Source organism: Methanosarcina spelaei (assembly GCF_002287235.1).
In the GTDB taxonomy this organism is placed as follows: domain Archaea; phylum Halobacteriota; class Methanosarcinia; order Methanosarcinales; family Methanosarcinaceae; genus Methanosarcina; species Methanosarcina spelaei.
Map to the genome: position 1 here is coordinate 1 of NZ_LMVP01000556.1, position 17,970 is coordinate 17,970.

General features: G+C 40.0%; 14 protein-coding genes. 7 read left to right on the top strand and 7 right to left on the bottom strand.

The window, feature by feature from the left end; all coding sequences use genetic code 11:
- On the top strand, positions 1–1,241 hold a 1,241-nt coding region (locus tag ASJ81_RS21690; protein WP_141241834.1), incomplete at its 5' end, for a PGF-pre-PGF domain-containing protein.
- A gap of 352 nt (positions 1,242–1,593) precedes the next feature.
- Here ASJ81_RS21690 and nadA read toward each other — a convergent pair.
- Together nadA and ASJ81_RS21705 are read right to left on the bottom strand one after the other, a co-directional pair.
- Positions 1,594–2,508, bottom strand: a complete 915-nt coding sequence (nadA, locus tag ASJ81_RS21695; protein ID WP_095646203.1) for a quinolinate synthase NadA — start codon at positions 2,506–2,508, stop codon at positions 1,594–1,596.
- Between the two features lie 543 nt (positions 2,509–3,051).
- Entirely contained in the window at positions 3,052–3,867 is an 816-nt protein-coding gene (locus ASJ81_RS21705; protein WP_095646193.1) for an aspartate dehydrogenase, read from the bottom strand.
- Positions 3,868–4,242: 375 nt separating this feature from the next.
- On the opposite strand from ASJ81_RS21705, the gene nadC reads away from it, so the two are divergent.
- The 5 genes from nadC (at position 4,243) to ASJ81_RS21730 (ending at position 10,230) form a co-directional block, all read left to right on the top strand.
- Positions 4,243–5,067, top strand: a complete 825-nt coding sequence (gene nadC, locus ASJ81_RS21710; RefSeq protein WP_095646204.1) for a carboxylating nicotinate-nucleotide diphosphorylase — start codon at positions 4,243–4,245, stop codon at positions 5,065–5,067.
- Positions 5,068–5,461: 394 nt separating this feature from the next.
- Positions 5,462–6,673 carry an iron ABC transporter substrate-binding protein gene (locus ASJ81_RS21715; RefSeq protein WP_095646194.1) on the top strand — a complete coding sequence of 404 codons (1,212 nt, stop codon included), beginning with the start codon at positions 5,462–5,464 and terminating at the stop codon, positions 6,671–6,673.
- A 477-nt stretch (positions 6,674–7,150) separates the two neighbouring features.
- Complete coding sequence (locus ASJ81_RS21720; protein WP_095646195.1) at positions 7,151–8,359, top strand: iron ABC transporter substrate-binding protein; 1,209 nt, start codon at positions 7,151–7,153, stop codon at positions 8,357–8,359.
- A 21-nt stretch (positions 8,360–8,380) separates the two neighbouring features.
- A complete protein-coding gene (locus ASJ81_RS21725) occupies positions 8,381–9,451 on the top strand; it encodes a FecCD family ABC transporter permease (RefSeq protein ID WP_095646196.1) in 1,071 nt (356 codons plus the stop codon).
- Positions 9,448–10,230, top strand: coding sequence for an ABC transporter ATP-binding protein (locus tag ASJ81_RS21730; RefSeq protein WP_095646197.1), 783 nt, complete (start codon positions 9,448–9,450; stop codon positions 10,228–10,230). The genes ASJ81_RS21725 and ASJ81_RS21730 overlap by 4 nt, the downstream gene beginning before the upstream one ends.
- Positions 10,231–10,403: 173 nt before the next feature.
- On the opposite strand, the gene ASJ81_RS21735 is transcribed toward ASJ81_RS21730, so the two are convergent.
- The 5 genes from ASJ81_RS21735 to ASJ81_RS21755 form a co-directional block, all read right to left on the bottom strand.
- The gene (locus ASJ81_RS21735; protein ID WP_095646198.1) at positions 10,404–10,862 is read right to left on the bottom strand and encodes a 30S ribosomal protein S15; all 459 of its coding nucleotides are present in this window, start codon (positions 10,860–10,862) and stop codon (positions 10,404–10,406) included.
- Positions 10,863–11,188: 326 nt separating this feature from the next.
- Positions 11,189–12,490, bottom strand: a complete 1,302-nt coding sequence (locus tag ASJ81_RS21740; RefSeq protein ID WP_095646199.1) for a hypothetical protein — start codon at positions 12,488–12,490, stop codon at positions 11,189–11,191.
- Positions 12,491–12,698: 208 nt separating this feature from the next.
- A complete protein-coding gene (locus ASJ81_RS21745; RefSeq protein ID WP_245860450.1) occupies positions 12,699–13,298 on the bottom strand; it encodes a hypothetical protein in 600 nt (199 codons plus the stop codon).
- Between the two features lie 112 nt (positions 13,299–13,410).
- Complete coding sequence (locus tag ASJ81_RS21750) at positions 13,411–14,163, bottom strand: hypothetical protein (protein ID WP_095646200.1); 753 nt, start codon at positions 14,161–14,163, stop codon at positions 13,411–13,413.
- A 36-nt stretch (positions 14,164–14,199) separates the two neighbouring features.
- Positions 14,200–14,754 carry a hypothetical protein gene (locus tag ASJ81_RS21755; RefSeq protein ID WP_095646201.1) on the bottom strand — a complete coding sequence of 185 codons (555 nt, stop codon included), beginning with the start codon at positions 14,752–14,754 and terminating at the stop codon, positions 14,200–14,202.
- A 499-nt stretch (positions 14,755–15,253) separates the two neighbouring features.
- On the opposite strand from ASJ81_RS21755, the gene ASJ81_RS21760 reads away from it, so the two are divergent.
- The gene (locus ASJ81_RS21760) at positions 15,254–16,732 is read left to right on the top strand and encodes a flippase (RefSeq protein WP_095646202.1); all 1,479 of its coding nucleotides are present in this window, start codon (positions 15,254–15,256) and stop codon (positions 16,730–16,732) included.
- Positions 16,733–17,970: the final 1,238 nt, after the last annotated feature.

Consider the following 17,970-nt stretch of genomic DNA (forward strand, 5'->3'; position numbering starts at 1 on the left):
GTGATGGTAGTTCAGATTCTGGCTCAAGTGATGGTAGTTCAGATTCTGGCTCAAATGATAAAAATACAGATCCCGGTTCTAGTGATGATAACTCAGGCACTAGCACGAGCCCGGATAATGGGAATTCGGATTCCAGCTTAGACGATGGCAATTCAGGTACTAATCCGGATAATGGGAATTCAGACTCCAGTTTAGACGGTGGGAGTTCAGATACTAATCCGGATGATAAAAGTTCCTCTACTGATTCGGATGACGGAAATTCTGGTAAAGAAGATTCAGACTCAGGCAGCGGAAGTTCAGACAACAAAAAATCGGATACTGGAAACTCAGACACCGTAAGTTCAGGTACAAGTACGGATACTGGAGATTCAGGCACTAAAAACTCAAATATCGTAAGCTTAAACAGCGGAAACTCTGATACTCATAATTCAGATAACACGAGTTCAGACACCAAAAGTTCAGGTAACACAAGTTCGGATACTGAAAGTGCAGATAATAGCAGTTCCGATGCTGGAAATGAGGATTCAAATTCTTCTGACGATTCAGGTATGAATCTTGTTTCCAGCGAGCCTGCAACCAATATTGCTGTTAAGGAGCTTTCCACCAGGAGTATCGTGAGTGATTATCCTATCCAGTTCGATTTTACAAAAAATGCCACATGTATTGTAAATATTGAATTTGATCCGAAGAAAACATTCCGAAAAACAACAACAGTTGTAGAAGAACTTAAAAACAGATCCACTCTTGTCCCAACTTCTCCTGAAGGTACAGTATATAAATATGTGAATATCTGGGTAGGAGATCGTGGAGCAGGGCTTCCTACTTCCATTAAAAGTGGATTTGTAGAGTTCAAGGTTGAAAAGGCATGGATCAAAGATAATAATCTCAGTAAGGCTCAGGTAGTCCTGCAACGGTATGATAGCAATTGGCAGCCTCTTTACACGGAAAAAGTTGGAGAAGACGAAAATTATATTTACTTTAAATCGGAAACTTCTGGCTATTCCTTCTTCGCAATAACGGAATACACAGGGCAAAATATAATGAAAGTCAGTGGGGCAGGAAAAATACAGGAAACCCTGAGAAATCTTGGAAGCGAAGGAAAAGCAGCTCTTTATGGAAATGCAGGAAATGGAAACAGTAAAATAAAGAATCCAATGGGAACAGCCAGGATACTTATGGCAATTTCCTTACCGCTTTTCATGATTCTTGTTGGATATGGCATATTTAAGAAAAAGATCTGAGAAAAACGTAAGATCTGAGAAAAACGTACAGATCTGAGAAAAACGTACAGATCTGAGAAATACGTACAGATCTGAGAAAAACGTACAGATCTGAGAAAAACGTACGTTAGATGAAGTATGTGAGATTTCTCACCTGCTTCTTACTATTTCTCCCATCATTGAAATTAAGTGAATCTCACATACAACCTACATTCCGCAGATGTACACAGATGTAGAATTTATTTGCCGATTTGCCATATTATCTCATCAAATCCGATTTTAAGTTTTTAGCTTATTGCCGTATTGAGATAATAAGTGGCATTTTTGTGTACATCTGCGGAAAGTGGGATACAAGATTTTAAACGCCGGATGCTCATTGAATTTTTACCGTGAGCATTCGGTCAAGTGCTTCTTTTGCCCTGATTCTCACATCATATGGGACAGTGACTATATGCTGGAGTTTTTCAAGAGACATCAGAATTTTCTCAAGATTAACCATTTTCATGCTTGGGCAACAGGCAAATTCTGAAATGCAGTAGTATTTCTTTTCGGGAGCTGCTTTATGTAGCCCGTGGAGGAGTCCGCATTCCGTACCTATGATGAACTCTTTTGCAGGAAAGTTTTTTGCATACATTATCATCCCTCGCGTGCTTGCTATATGGTCTGCAAGCTCCAGAACCTCGGGGCGGCATTCGGGGTGTGCAATAAACTTTGCTTCAGGATGCTTTTCCTTCATTTTCAGGACATCCTCTCTCAGGATCTGATGGTGCGTTGGGCAGTGCCCCTCCCAGGGAATTATTTTTTTGTCAGTCCGGGCTTCAACATAGGCAGCCAGGTTTTTGTCAGGCACAAAAATTATTTCATCAGCTTCCAGGGAATTTACTACCTCCACGGCATTTGCAGACGTACAGCAGATGTAAGACTCAGCCTTGATGGCAGCCGAACTATTAACATAACAGACTACCAGAGCATCAGGGTGCTTTTCTTTTTCTCTCTTAAGGCCTTCGATGTTCACCATGTCTGCCATGGGGCAAGTAGCATCGATTTCTGGCAAGATTACTGTTTTTTCAGGACAGAGAATTGCAGCGCTTTCTCCCATGAAATGGACGCCACAAAAGACGATTATATCAGCAGTCTGACGGACAGCCTCCTGACTAAGCCCAAGAGAGTCCCCTACAAAATCTGCAATATCCTGAACCTCAGGACGGGAATAGTAATGAGCAAGAATAACTGCATTTCGTTTTATTTTGAGTTCTTTGATCCTTTCTATTAGCTCTGCTTGCTGCATGGGACCACCGTAAGTTTTTGAAGTAAAATCCGGAAACAAGAATCCGGTCTGATATTGAAGATCAAGCTTAAAATAATCAGTTTATATAAGAGATTTTAACAGGCGAGTAAACGTAAAAAGGAGTGCAATGATGGAATTCCATCCAGCGCGCTCTTTTTGCACGATGCCGTTTACTTCTGAGAGCTTACGTCTTAACTCTCCCGCACTATATAATATTTGTGAGTAATATTTGTGAATAATGTTTGTAAATAATGTTTGTGAATAGCATTTGTGAATAGCATTTGTGAATAATATTTTTTGTGAACTTTCCTAATCGCCGTCCGAGTTCCACACTCCATTTCAAAAAGTGGCTTACCTTCAAGCTTTTTCAAAAAAGGCTTGCCCACAAACCTTTTGAAAAAAGGTTTGATCAAAAACCCCTGATAATATTTAAGTTTGAGAACCTTATCCCCAAACCCTATCGGCGTGATCAACCGGCGCAACGGTTGGGAGAAAGGGCAATATATAGGACAATATATTAATCTCAAGTACTTCTTTGTCTATTCAGGTGCCGATCTGGACCGGACTCAGGATCTTTTTCAGGGTGGAAATTGCAGAAAGGGCGGCAAGATAACTGGTTTTCGGGTTTTCCGGGGAGGGGAGATTTTCAACTCTTGTAGTAAGTTTGCCAAATTCGCCTTCTACAGTTATCTCATGTACGTTTCTGGACAAGGCAGGGTCAGCGATTACTCTTACTTTCGTCCGTTCAAAACCTATGCCTGCCAGGCTTATTGTAGCTGCAACATTGACATTTGCAGGGAAGGCTTTGACTGCTTCCGAGGCAGGTCCTTCAAAAAGCAGGGTTTCTTTTTCGATTGTTTCGAGCTTAATTCCCAGAGCTTTAACATGGGGAGCTCCAGCGAGGCCCATAGGTGGTTTTCTGGTAGTAAGGGTAACTGATGAGATTTCCGCTGCTGAGGCTGAGTTTATTCCATCAATACCAGCAACTGCACCTGAAGGGAAATAGAGCTTGCAGTTATTCTGCTTTGCAAGTGTGAAGAGCCTTTCTCTGAGTTCTTCGTCCGCAAGAGCGCCTACACTCATAACCATCACATTACATCCAGCTTCAAGAGCTTGCGGTACTATTAACCTGACAGCTTTTTGAGAGGCACATTCTATAACAAGGTCTACATTTTGCAGTAATTCTTCAATTGTCATTGAGGTCGGACTATACTTTTTCAGGGAGGCTGTAAGTTCCTGGACTCTACTCTCAGAAGAGTCATAGAGGGCATACAACTCTGCATCAATAATTCCTTTATCAATAGCCTTGCAAATCTGTCCGCCAATAAATCCGCAACCAATAACTCCTATTTTCAGCATTTCAGGCTCCTGTAAATAATCAATAAACCTTGATCTAATCAATAAACCTTGATCTAATCAATAAACCTTGGTCTAATCAGTAAATCTTGATTTAACCAATAAACCTTGGTCTAATCAGTAAATCTTGATTTAACCAATAAACCTTGGTCTAATCAGTAAATCTTGATCTAACCAATAAATTTCGATCTAACCAATAAACCTTGATCTTTAGATTTTAGTACCCGGCTTTAAAAGCCTGAGGACCAGGGTACTGTATTTCTTTCTCTCTTTTAAAGCCTTCTGTTGAGACTATTGAGATTTTTTTAATGAGGGAAAACCCCAAAATGTCCGTATCTCTTATAAATTGTGGCAACATAAAATAGCATGGTAAAAATTATGCTTGTAAAAGAGGTTGAAAGCTTTATAGAAGAAGATCTGGGATACGATGACGTCTCGTGCACTATTGTGCCTGACAGACCTGCAGAAGCTATTATTTTCACAAAAGAAAACTGTACTGTTGCAGGGATTAAAGAAGCCGGATCAATTTTTTGCTATCTTGGGATTCAGGCTGAAACCACTCTTAAAGACGGGGATCGCCTCAAAGAAGGGGAAATAATCTTCAGGCTAAATGGGGGAGCAGTATCTATTCTCAGGGCAGAGCGACTGGCTCTGAACTTCCTCGGACACCTTAGCGGGATTGCTACCTTTACCCATGCCTGCGTGGATACGGTAAGAAGGTATTCCGAAACTACAAGAGTGGCCTGCACCAGAAAAACCACTCCAGGCATAAGGAAGTTCGAAAAGCTGGCTGTAGCTTCAGGTGGAGGAGATACTCACAGGTTCAATCTCTCGGACTCTGTTATGATCAAAGATAATCACATTAAACTGATGGGAATAGAAGCCGCAATTGAGGCTGCAAAAAAAACTAGCTTCACCAGGAAAATTGAAGTCGAGGTCGAATCCGCAGAAAATGCAGTGCTTGCTGCAAAACTGGGAGCCGATATTATAATGCTTGACAATATGCAGCCCGACGCTATCCAAGAAACCCTCAAAATACTTGAAGGAAAAGGGCTTAGAGACTCAGTTATTGTGGAAGCGTCTGGAGGAATTTCCCGGGAAAACCTTGAAAATTATGCAAAAACAGGGGTAGATGTCATATCTATGGGCTCCCTTATTCATAGATCAAGATGGATAGATATGAGTCTGGAAATCGTAAATTAATAAATAACAAAATAATAAAAACAATTTCTATATCAGTTTCAGCTTTATCTGTTTTTATCTCCGTTTTAACTTCTCAGTTAATGGAGTTAATTTATCTCCGTTTTAACTTCTCAGTTTTAGTGGAGTTAATTTATCTCCGTTTTAACTTATTATTTTTAATGGAGTTAACCGTTTACATACGTCAATCCACCAGAAAACAGCAATTACCATAGGTTCTTCTTTTCATTAATTAAAAGCAAGCTGGTTCAGATTACATCGTTATTTTATCCTTATCTGGCTTTAAAAGCCACAACGGTTCATCCTTTTATAATAATTATTGAAATTTAATAACAATTAAGATAATTTAGTTAATTTTATGTAATACTTTTACTCTCTGAAAATAGAGGAAAGTAATATGAAGTTTGATTGTGGTAATAATCTATATAAAATTATTTTTATAGGAGTTCTCATTGCTGCCCTGGTAGTGGCTTCAGGATGTGCGGACAAGTCTGCATCTGACAAGAATCAGGAAGGATCGTCTCCATCAGAAGCTTCAGGAGCTTCAGGCGCCGACAAGGCAGCAGAATCCGGAGAACTTACATTTACGGACGGATTTGGTAGGGAAGTTACCATACCTGAAAGTGTAGAACAGGTTGTTTGCTCAGGAGCCGGATGTCTGCGCTACCTTGTATACCTGCAGGCTCAGGACTACGTAGTAGGGGTTGACAGCATAGAGAAAGAGAAAAGCGAAGTAGAGGGCCGCCCCTATGTCCTTGCAAATCCGCAGCTTAAAGATTATCCCCTTATTGGAGAATTCAGAGGCAAGGATGATCCTGAAAAAATAATTGCCATCAACCCTCAGGTCATCCTGAAAACAGGCGCAAGCGGCCAGCCGACAGCAACCAATAGTGCTGATGCCGAAGCACTTCAGAATAAAACCGGAATTCCTGTTGTCATGTTCCCTTACGGGTCTTTAAAGAATGAAGAGCAGAAAGCTCAAATGTACAGTTCACTCCGGATAATGGGTAAGGTAGTAGACAAACAGGAAAGGGCAGAAGAGATAATCAATTATATCAATGCTACGATGAAAGACCTTGAAAACAGGACTGCTGACATTCCGGAATCCGAAAGAAAAACTGTTTATGTTGGAGGAGTGAGCAGTGCAGGAGCTCATGGAATAATTTCTACAGAACCTGCTTATGCGCCATTCCTCTGGGTGAACGCAAAGAATGTTGCAGCCGGAATGGGCACAGATCATGCCGATATTGCTAAGGAGGCACTCATAGACTGGGATCCAGAGTATATATTCATTGATGTTGGAACCCTCCAGCTTGGTAATGAAGGTGCAGTTGGCGAGCTAAAGAATGATACGTCCCTCGCAGGGCTCTCGGCTGTAAAGAATAAAAAGGTCTATGGAGTGATTCCCTACAACTACTACAGCACCAACTATGAATCCGTACTTGCAAATGCTTATTTTATCGGAAAAGTGCTCTATCCGGACAGGTTTAAAGATATCGATCCGGAAGCAAAAGCCGACGAAATCTATACCTTCTTCCTGGGTAAACCTTTATACTCCGAGATAAACGGACAGTATGGCAACCTTGGGTTCAAAGCGATTCCGATATAATCAGTGTATAAAAAGTATGTTGTGCCAATTTAGTAGTTCCTCAGTTTAGTATTCCCAAAGATTACGTGAAGTAATTTTGAGTGAACTCCATAAGTTAAAATTACTTCAGGTCCAGAACTCAAAATTGCTTCACGTAATTTTTATCTATTTTCTATTATTTTTATTCTAGTTTAGTTATGTTTTTATCTTGTTTTTTTAATTTTACTTCCTTTTTTGTTTCAGTTTCATAGGATCAATTTTTCACGGAGTTAACTTTTAAAAGCATTAATCTTCCAAAGAACAGCCACTACCTTAAGTTTTCATTTTCAACAATTAAAGGCAAGTCGGTTAAGGTTACACCATAAGTTTATTCTTATCTGGCTTTAAAAGTCACAATAGTTCATCATTTTTAAAAAATTCATTAGATTGGATATTAACTAAGATAATTTAGTTAATTTTATGTAATACTTTTACTCTTTGATCATAGAGGGATGTAACATGAAACTTAATTATAATAACAAATTATATAAAATTATTTTTATAGGAGTTCTCATTGCTGCCCTGGTAGTAGCTTCAGGATGTGCGGACAAGTCCGCATCTGACAAGAATCAGGAAGGATCATCTCCGTCAGAAGCCTCAGGAGTTTCAGGCGCCGATAAGGCAGCAGAGTCCGGAGAGCTTACAATCACGGACGGGTTTGGTAGAGAAGTCACTATACCTGAAAGTGTAGAACGGGTTGTTTGCTCAGGAGCCGGGTGCCTGCGCTACCTCGTATACTTGCAGGCCCAGGAATATGTAGTAGGGGTTGATAGCATGGATCAGAAGGAAAACGAACTCGATGGACGCCCTTATGTATATGCGAATCCACAGCTCAAAAATTATCCCCTTATTGGAGAGGCCAGGGGTAAAGATGACCCTGAAAAAATCATTGAGATTAACCCCCAGGTTATCCTGAAGACCAGTAAGATTGGACAGTCAGCGGCACCTACTTCTACTGAAGCCGATGCTCTTCAGGACAAAACCGGTGTCCCTGTGGTCTCATTCCCTTACGGTTCTTTGAATAATGAGACACAGAAAGCTGAAATGTACAATTCACTCCGGGTAATGGGCAAGGTAGTAGGCAAACAGGAAAGAGCAGAGGAAGTAATCAATTACATCAATGCCACAATGCAGGATCTTGAAAACAGGACTGCAGACATTCCTGAATCCGAAAGAAAAACTGTCTATATCGGTGGGGTTGGATTGTCTGGAGCTCATGGAATAATCTCTACAGAACCTGCTTATGCGCCATTCCTCTGGGTGAATGCAAAGAATGTTGCAGCCGGAATGGGCACAGATCATGCCGATATTGCTAAGGAGGCACTCATAGACTGGGATCCAGAGTATATATTCATTGATGTTGGAACCCTCCAGCTTGGTAATGAAGGTGCAGTTGGCGAGCTAAAGAATGATACGTCCCTCGCAGGGCTCTCGGCTGTAAAAAACAAAAAAGTCTATGGAGTAATCCCTTATAACTTCTACAGCACCAACTATGAGTCCGTACTTGCAAATGCTTATTTTATCGGAAAAGTGCTCTATCCGGACAGGTTTAAAGATATCGATCCGGAAGCAAAAGCCAACGAGATATACACTTTCTTTGTTGGTAAACCTGTGTTCTCAGACCTGAACGGAGAGTACAGTAACATGGGATTTAAGCAAATTTTGTAATAAGATGGAGGGTACTAACAGGTGCATTTCGCCAAAGGAGCAGTTCCGGAAGATTATCTTGTATACATACGCAGAAAATACTTCTGGATAATGGGGGGGATTCTATTCCTCTTCATTATGCTTATTTACTCAATTTCGGTAGGAGCGGTAACAATACCGCCTTACGAAGTGCTTCAAACCATAACAGGGCACAGTGTTTCTACAAAATGGAATTTAATAATCTGGAACATCCGTCTCCCTCAAGCCCTGGCTGCAATAGTCGCAGGAGCCGGACTCTCGGTTGCAGGGGTTGCGATGCAGTCTATCCTACGTAACCCTATCGCATCTCCTTTCACGCTTGGGATCTCAAATGCAGGGGCTTTCGGAGCTGCAGTGTCCGTTGTGGTTCTTGGCACAGGGAAAGTACAGTCCACAGTTGCAAATGCCGTGATAATCAATAACCCTTATCTGACAACAATAGTAGCCCTTTTCTTTTGTCTCCTTGCAACAGGAGTGATCTTGCTAATCTCGAGTATACGGGGTGCTTCCCCCGAGGTAATGGTACTTGCAGGAGTTGCGCTTTCTTCCATCTTTACCGCAGGCACAGCATTCCTCCAGTACTTTGCTGACGATACCCAGCTTGCAGCAGTAGTCTTCTGGACTTTTGGCGATGTAGGAAGAGTGAACTGGCTGGAACTTAAGATAATGGCAGGCGTTGTTCTGCTTTCAATTATATACTTCGTTGCCAATTGCTGGAACTATAATGCTATAGATGCCGGAGATGAAACTGCAAAAGGACTCGGTGTCAATGTGGAAAGGATAAGGTTAACAGGCATGGTAATCGCAGCCTTTGTTTCTGCAGTGCTTGTTGCATTTCTTGGGGTTATAGGGTTTGTAGGGCTGGTCTGTCCTCATATGGTCAGAAGGGTAATAGGGGATGACCAGCGGTTCCTGATACCCGGTTCTGCCCTGTTTGGTGGAATTCTGCTTCTGGCATCAGACACTGTTGCAAGGCTTATAATATCACCGTATGTGCTTCCCGTATCTATCCTTACTGCTTTCATGGGAGCGCCTGTTTTCATATACTTACTTCTTAAGGGGTATAAACGATGATTCTCTCAGTAGAAGAACTTGAATTCTTGTATCGCAACCGTAAAATTCTCCATAAAGTAGCCTTTTCTATCGAGGAAGGAGAAATTGTAGCAATCCTTGGGCCCAATGGGGTTGGCAAGACTACGCTCTTAAAGTGTCTTAACAAAATTCTTCGCCCTAAAGGAGGAGCAGTTCATCTTGACGGAAATAACCTTTTTAACCTTGGAACAATGGAGATCGCACGCCTTGTCGGGTATGTTCCCCAGCGGGTAGAAACCGGGAGACTGACAGCTTTTGATGCAGTCTTACTCGGAAGACGACCCCATATCAAATGGGATGTTACCGAAAAAGACCTTCAAATAGTTGATTCAATCTTCAAGTTACTTTCCATGGAAAAACTCCGCCTTGCATATATCGATGAAATGAGCGGAGGGGAACTCCAGAAGGTTGCAATTGCACGTTCACTCGTACAGGAACCTAAAGTCCTTCTTCTTGACGAACCTACAAGCAGCCTTGATATGAAAAATCAGGTTGAGATTCTAGCTATTATCAGGCAGATTGTCCTTGAGCACAGAATTGCAGCCATAATGACAATGCACGATCTTAACCAGGCTCTCAGGTATGCAGATCGGTTTATTTTCCTGAAGGGAGGGAAAGTTCACGCGTGCGGTGGTGCCGAGGTAATTACACCTGAAGTAATCGAGGAGGTTTATGGCCTTCCCGTAATTATCGGGGAGATTGCAGGTATGAGGTGTGTGGTTCCCGGAAGCCCTGAAGTAGCACTCGCACATAACCCGTAAAAACCAACACAAGTAAGGAGTTCCCTTGAGAGAAAGAGTAAACAGCAATTTCAAAAGTAGTCAGAGAAAAAGGTAAAGAAAAGAGTAAAAGCTGATTTTAAATAGCGGTGGGTTTGCCCGAGAGGCAGAACCGACCAGAAAAAGATTTGACCAGAAAAAAGATTTCCAGGTTTTTACCTGGTAATCATCATTTCTGCAGTTTCAGGCTTGTAGAACCAGTCTCTTGGGAGTACCTTTTCCTGCTTGTAGTATTTAACAAGCCTTCTGATCTTGGATTCAGTAAGGTTGAGAGCACGCTTGTTGTGGACATCTTTCTTGTTAATAGAAAGGTGCTTTCTGAGCCTCAGGGCCTTTACAATCAGATTTGTAAGGTCTTCGGGAACGTTCATAGCAACGTTGTTTTCCTTAAGAATAGTTGTGATCTTCTTGCCTGTGATGAGCTTTGCATCAGGAACACCATAACGGTCCCTTAAGGTCATTCCTATTTCAGAAGTAGATACACCCTGTTTCCAGAGGTCAAGGGTAATTGAAGTAACTTCTTCTTCGCTGATCTTGCACCACTCAGGCGATTCGGTTCTGTTGGGCCTGGATGAAGCGGACTTGCCTTTTCTTTTAGTATGCATTTTTGCCATAATATTTCTCCTGATATCAATTGATCGATGCCCTGAAGAGAGCTCTTCCGGGCTGAAGTTATATCTTTACCGATTATAACGGACCAACACATCGATCGGGAGATTCTAATCCGTCACAGCAAACTGCTGTGTGACTTTTCAGGAATCCCTGGAAAAGCATGAGTTTTTCGGTAAAAACATCACTAGAGAACGCACCATAACATATATAGTTTGTGTCGGGACAGGAGTCATCTGGTTTCTTCCAGATTGAAACGTTTCATTAATGCACTTTTCCACAATCATATGTTTCAGTGATAAGCATGTTTTCCATAAGCATATATTCAAGTTTATGAGGCAGAGTTCCAGGAGATCAAAACTATTCTCGCTCCTCCAGGATTTATCTGCCTGTTAACGGACTCAATATGTGCATCACGAAGAGTTCGGGCTTCCGTAAGATCTTCAGCTTCAAGAATGGAATAAACCGTTTCGTTAATCTCACTTGAGAACTCAGTTTCAAGTTCGGACCGAATTTCACTTTTTATATGTTCTGTTATCAGGTCTTCAAGTAAAGAGAGGTTGGTTGTTGATGTATTTTCAGGAAAAGCGCTTGAATTGTCCAGAAGCCCGGTTCTAATTAAATCTGAAAAATATGCCGTAAAAATTTCTTCACCGGAGTTTTCCTTTAAAGGATTTTCAGAGATTCCATATAGAAGAGTCTGAAAAGATTCCTCATTTTCCTCCCCGAAACCTGATCCGAAATAATCCGATGGGAGGAGCAGCCCGGTAACTACCTCTGCGCCTTCCAGAGCTGCTGCGTCAAGTGAAGCATTAAAAGCCTGGAAGAGTATCTTGCTGGCTTCTTCATCTGAGGAGTTCAGGGAAGTTTCAAGCATAGAGTCATTAACAGGATCAAGCAGTGCAGCTTTTGAAGGAGCACTGTCGTAAAGGGGCATGGAAAACTTTGTACTTTGCCGGATTGCATTTGCAGGAGGTTCTTCCCCAATAATAAGCTCGCTTTGTGCAGGAAAAACTTCCACAGGACGCCAGTAAGCCTCAAACCTGTAGGAGAACCTTCCTGCAATTTTTTGATCCAGATATACTGAGATAGCTTCTGCATTCCGGGAAGAATAATTTGCAGTAAGAGGGTTAAGGAAAACTGAAGAGCCATTACTTGTGATAGCAAGAGAAATGGCAAGATATTCCGCAACCAGGTCAGCAAAAGTCCTGTGTTTCTGTTCTTTTCCGAAGAGAGTATGAGAAGAATTTTCCACAACCGAGTTTTCAGGTACTGATATATTAAGAGCTTCAAGAGGAGAAATCTCATATTCGAAGTCCTCAAGTTTACAGGAAACCAATGATTCAAGCAGATAAACATCAAGTTCCGAAGAAGTGACATATTCGGCCGCATAATATTGTTTCTCTGTTTGCATGGAAGGCATTAGCAGGATACCTGCAAGTGAAATCAAAACAAGTAAAAAAAGGGCATCAAAAACTGTGAAATAACCTGAGCATTCTGCAATCAACTTACCTTTTTCCCTTTGGGATTTCCAGAGAGTTTCAGAAATTATTGGATGCCTGACCTTCTCCTGTCCTTCTGGTCTTGGTTTCCTGCTCCTTTTTATGGGCTCTCCAGTTTTCTTACTTTTCATATAACCTCTCTCATTTTCGTGCCATATTTCTCATTTTTATACTCATTCCAATTTCTTTTGAGCTTTTCTAACTTCCTTTAAGCTTTTCCAATTTCCTCTAAAATTTTCCAACTTCCGTTCGGGCTTTCTAGCTTCCATTTACTTTTTCTAATTTCCGTTCTGGTTTTCCAACTTTCATTCAGCTTTTTTCATTTATTGACTTTCTTTTTCAGTTCCATTCTGTTTTATATATCACGACAGTAAGCATCCCAGAGATCGATTCTGCAGGATTCAGTTCTATAATAACGGGTACGGAAGCTGCAACTTTTTCCAGGTCGTCAGCAAAGGCTTCAGGACCGACGTTGTCCGGTGTGATTCTCCAGTGCCACTGACCGTCTCCTGTCCGGACTTCAACCAGGAACCGATAATTCCCTGAGTAAGCTGCAAAAAGCCTCGCTCTTTTACTAACTCCGTCCGGACCCGAAAGTGTGTCAAGTGAAACTGCCGAAATCAAGCCTGAACTTTCCGCTTCCAGAGCAAGAGCATCTGCCAGGTTTTCGGCAAGAAGAGATGCGGTTTCGTAATTTTCAAGAGCAAAAGAACGGTCTTCGTATCCAAGATAAGTCTGTGACATCAGGACTGCGAAAACCATAAAACCTATCACTGCAAGGGCTACGGAGAGTAGGTCGGTATGAGGTTCAAGTACTCCGCTATCGTCCCTGAACATTAACGTACAAGTTTTCTTTACGGATTTTAAGGCATCTTTGAGCCGAATTGTGGCTGTGAGTCTCTTTTTGAGCAGAACTTTGAGTAGATTACTAATAAACAAAGAATTACTGATAAACAAAGAATTACTGATAAACAAAGAATTACTGATAAACATAGAATTACTGATGAACAAAGAATTGCTGATAAACAAAGAATTACTGATAAACATAGAATTACTGATAAACAAGGACGCATCCAAAAGCAGAGATCTCCTCCTCATCTTTCACATAAATTAATTCTTTTTTTAATGAGATATTTTCACCCGGGTTCAGGACTGCTTCTTCGGTCCCCAATGCCTGAAGGAAAATCTTAATTTCAGAATAATCGGCTGTAAGAGGAGTCTCCTCGTTGCCTGGAGCTCCAAACTCTACACTGAGTTTTTCGTGCAGCATAGATTCGTTAAGAGGCAGAACCCTGAAGGCAAAGGGTTTTACAGCTCTGAAATTACGTTCCCCTAAATCGGCTTCCAGACAGACATATTCTCCAGAAACTCGTACCTTTATATCCTCCGTAAAAGGTAAATCCCTGAAAATTTCCTGTTCACTGAAACAATAGAAAGACTCGTGAGATTCATCCAGAGCATCCATACGTCCACTCTGGAGTTCACTCTGAAATCCCTGTTGATCTCTGGCCTGATAATTGTCTGATTCTACATCTCTTGGTCCTGAGTCATCTGAAACGTAACTATCTGATTCTGAATTGCCTGATCCGTAACTACCTGATTCTAAATTGCCTGAACCTACTTCATCTACTGCGGTTTTAAAGTCCAGAACCAAAAAATCAAGTTTTTCTCTGGTTTCGAGTTCCTTAAATCCAGCAATGAGATTACAGAGTGCTGCAAAAAAGATAACACTTGCAAGAATAAGTGCCGATTTCGATATTAAAAAATCGGCCCATGCAAGGTCATCACGAGCAAAATCCCTCACAGCAATCTTCTCCTGAGTATCGGATTTTATTTAGAGTTAGATTTTATCTAGAGTTTTGTTCTCGGAAATAAGCACGAATAGCCTTCCTGACTTTGGTTCGAGCTTTGTTGAGAGTAGGAGCCTGTGTTTTCCTGAACCAAGGAACACAGGCCCATTAATTTCAGGATTTGAGAAAGAGGCATCAGAATAATAGAAAGTGCTTTTCTCTCCTGTATGAACACAGTAATCGTTCGCATCCTCAGGCCATTTGTCTTGCCTACCAGGAAGAGCCCCGAAATCCGCATTTACGCTTTCAGACAGCTTGAGCTCCAGGGAAACTTCACTTCCTTCTCCACGCATGGAAAGTTGTTCGGCAGCAGCCGTAAGCCTTGAAATCTCATCCATAGCTGCTTTTTCCTTTGCTTCTTCCAGAAAATCATAAAGGTAAACGAAGGAGAGTAGTAAAATCACAGCAAAAAGGATACTTGAGACCGTAAGCCTGAAGGGAAGCGAAATAACTGCGGATTCGTCGGTTTCAAGAGAATTGACTACACCTTGAGCTTTGTTAGCTGCAACCTTTCTTAAAAAGAAAGCTTGACCAAAGAAGTCCATTATAGATTTAACTGCCGTAAACTACCCCCCAACCTTTCTTAGAAAGAAAGGTTGATCAAAGAATTTTGTGCCACTTTTGTTAGCTGTAAGCCAACCTTTCTTAGAAAGAAAGGTTGATCAAAGAATTTTGTGCCACTTTTGTTAGCTGTAAGCCAACCTTTCTTAGAAAGAAAGGTTGATCAAAGAATTTTGTGCCACTTTTGTTAGCTGTAAGCCAACCTTTCTTAGAAAGAAAGGTTGATCAAAGAATTTTGTGCCACTTTTGTTAGCTGTAAGTTGTATCCCAATTCGAAATTCTGGAAATTTGGAATTCCGGAAATAATGAACTTAGTCTAACAGAGTATAAAAAAGTTTCTTATGTCGCAGGTGCCGTTCAAAAGAGTTTAAATACCATCTTGACTATAAGCCGGGTTAAATGTCCGGAGCATTTTTGAAATATTATTTTTGTGAGTTTACTCATTATCTATATTAAAAACAGAACTCTTTTCAAGGTTAATTAATGTCATATCAAAAATTTGCAAGAGATGTTGGCTTTATAGGCACGGTTCAAGTGCTTACAAGCTTGGGTAATTTTTTCCTACTTCCGATAATCACAAAAAGCCTTGGAGCATATTATTATGGTATTTGGGCTCAGATCAATATCACTGCGTCCCTTATTACTCCATTTGCACTTATGGGTCTTTCAATGGCTCTTGTCAGATTCTTGTCTTCTGAAACAGAGATAAAAAAAATAAGGGAAGCTGTCTACTCCATTCTTTTTTTCGTGACTATGTCTGGTCTTTTAGTCTCTTTTTTGCTATATATGTTTGCGGAACCTCTTGCGACATTTGGTTTTAAGGATTCTGGGGCAGCTTATTTCATTCAAGCAGGCTCACTTTTGATTCTCTTGAATGTGCTCGAGCCTGTGTCTCTTTATTATTTTAGGGTATTTAAACAGATCCGGAAATTCTCGTACCTTACCCTTTTTGAGGTATTCGGAAAACTACTTTTTACTCTTGTTCTTATTAAAATGGGATACGGGCTTCTTGGTTTGATAGCAGCCACATTACTGGTACAGAGCGTGATTATTTTAATTGCTTTTCTGACCATCGTGTCACAGATTGGATTTGTTATCCCTAAATTTATTTATATAAGAGAATACCTGCAATTTTCTTTACCACTGACCCCTAATGCTCTTATCAGATGGGTTACAGAATCAAGTGATAGATACTTGGTTACTTTCTTTTTCGGTTTAAAAAGCGTAGGCGTGTATTCGGCAGCCTGTTCCATTGGTAGCCTTACACAGTTTTTTGTAAGTCCCCTTCAGCTTATTCTTCTCCCAGAACTTACAAAATTATATGATGAAAATAAAATTGACAAAATAATCATATATATGTCCTATTCTTTGCGATATTTCCTTTTCATTTCCATTCCTGCAGTCTTTGGGCTTTCAGCTCTTGCAAAACCTTTACTTGGAATATTTACAACTGAAGACTTTCTATCTGGCTGGCTTGTGATTCCTGTTATTGCTTTTTCTGGCCTTATGGCAGGAGTTGTTCAAATTTTTATCAATACACTATTAATTGTCAAAAAAACAAAAGCACAAACTTATATCAATATTGCTGCGGCAGTTTCGAACGTATTGATCAATCTTCTACTTATACCTTCAATAGGTATTGTCGGAGCTGCTCTTTCAACTCTACTCTCATATTTCTTTATGGCAGTTCTCTGTATTCATATGTCTTCAAAATATTTTAAACATGAATTTTATTTTCATGATATTGCAAAAAGCATTTTGTCTTCGTTGACTATGTACCTCTTTATTTCTTACTTCGATATTTCAAACATCGATAAGATTTTTGAGGTAACAGGAATAGGTGTGTTAGTCTATCTATTTGGAATGCTTCTGTTGGGAGGGTTCAACGACTTTGAACTTTCTTTAATAAAAAGATATTTATTTGGAATTAAGAAGAACCTAGTCAAAATTATTGGGGTTTAAACACTGTTTAATGCAAAAAACACTAAGAAATCACTAAAAAATCACTAAAAATCACTAAGAAATCACTAAAAAATCATTACAAAATCACTAAGAAATCACTTCAAAAATCAACTTATTTACTGAGGTCACTCTACAAACTTACTAATCCAATTAACTATAAACCCAGGATAAAAACCCATTAATGAGATCTGAACCAGCTGAAGGTCACCAACTCCATTTTGAGCTACAATTTTAATTAGTTTTTGAGCTACAGTTTTATTAAGCATTATTATCACCATGATTGATGGAAATGAAGATAAAAAGATTTTATACTCATTTATCACCTAATACATACTGTGTTTAGTATTTTTAAATGAAAACAACTGGGTTTTCTGACTTGAAAATTGATAACTGAACCAAAGAAGTAAAATATAATAAGAAGAATTCTGTTCTGTCTGGGTATTTATCACGGAAATGGGTGATGAAACGAACAGAAACGACGGTATAAGCCCAAATCTGTGATAAACAAATTATCTTGGTTAGTCCGGTTTAAAAATCCTTCGGTTAACAAGACTTTATACACCTGAAATTTAGATTTGAGTCAAATATTTTGATTTTATTTCTTATTAACGATTGTGAATTGGTAAACGGGTCTATCAAATCTCAAGTTTTTCTGCATGCAATCGACCAAAAATTTCAAATTATTGTCTTTACTCGGTTATTTATGAAAAAAAGTACTGCATTTTGAGAGGTTCATGAGTTCTTTCTATCTTAGTTTTTGCAGCTGCTTTCCTGGAATCTTGGAACATTTTGTTCCTGGCTTATTTTGCACTAATTCCAGTGGCAAATTGAAGGGAATGCTCAGAGAAGTACATAAGTTTTGACAAAAGGTCTGCACCAGTAAAAAAGATAAATTCTGCTTTTTATGGTAAGGAAGATATATAAAAAATTAGATTTTTATATACTTTTTGATACGTTGTGCAAAAATGAAAAATCAAACTAAAATGTATGAAAGTTGGAGTTCTTGTGTTTTCAATCAATGAAGAACTAAACAAAAACTCTCAACTAGCATTTAAATCAGTTCACTCAAATTGAAAGAATAGTCCTGAAGACTATCCATTATTAAATCCATCCAAAAAATTTGTCGAAGAACCCTGCTTCCCTGACTTCTACCGGAGCCTGAAGGATGTCGGTATACTTAATGTCACCTTCCGGAGTTTCATATTTTAAAACCGTATCAATTCCATATACTTTAGGGA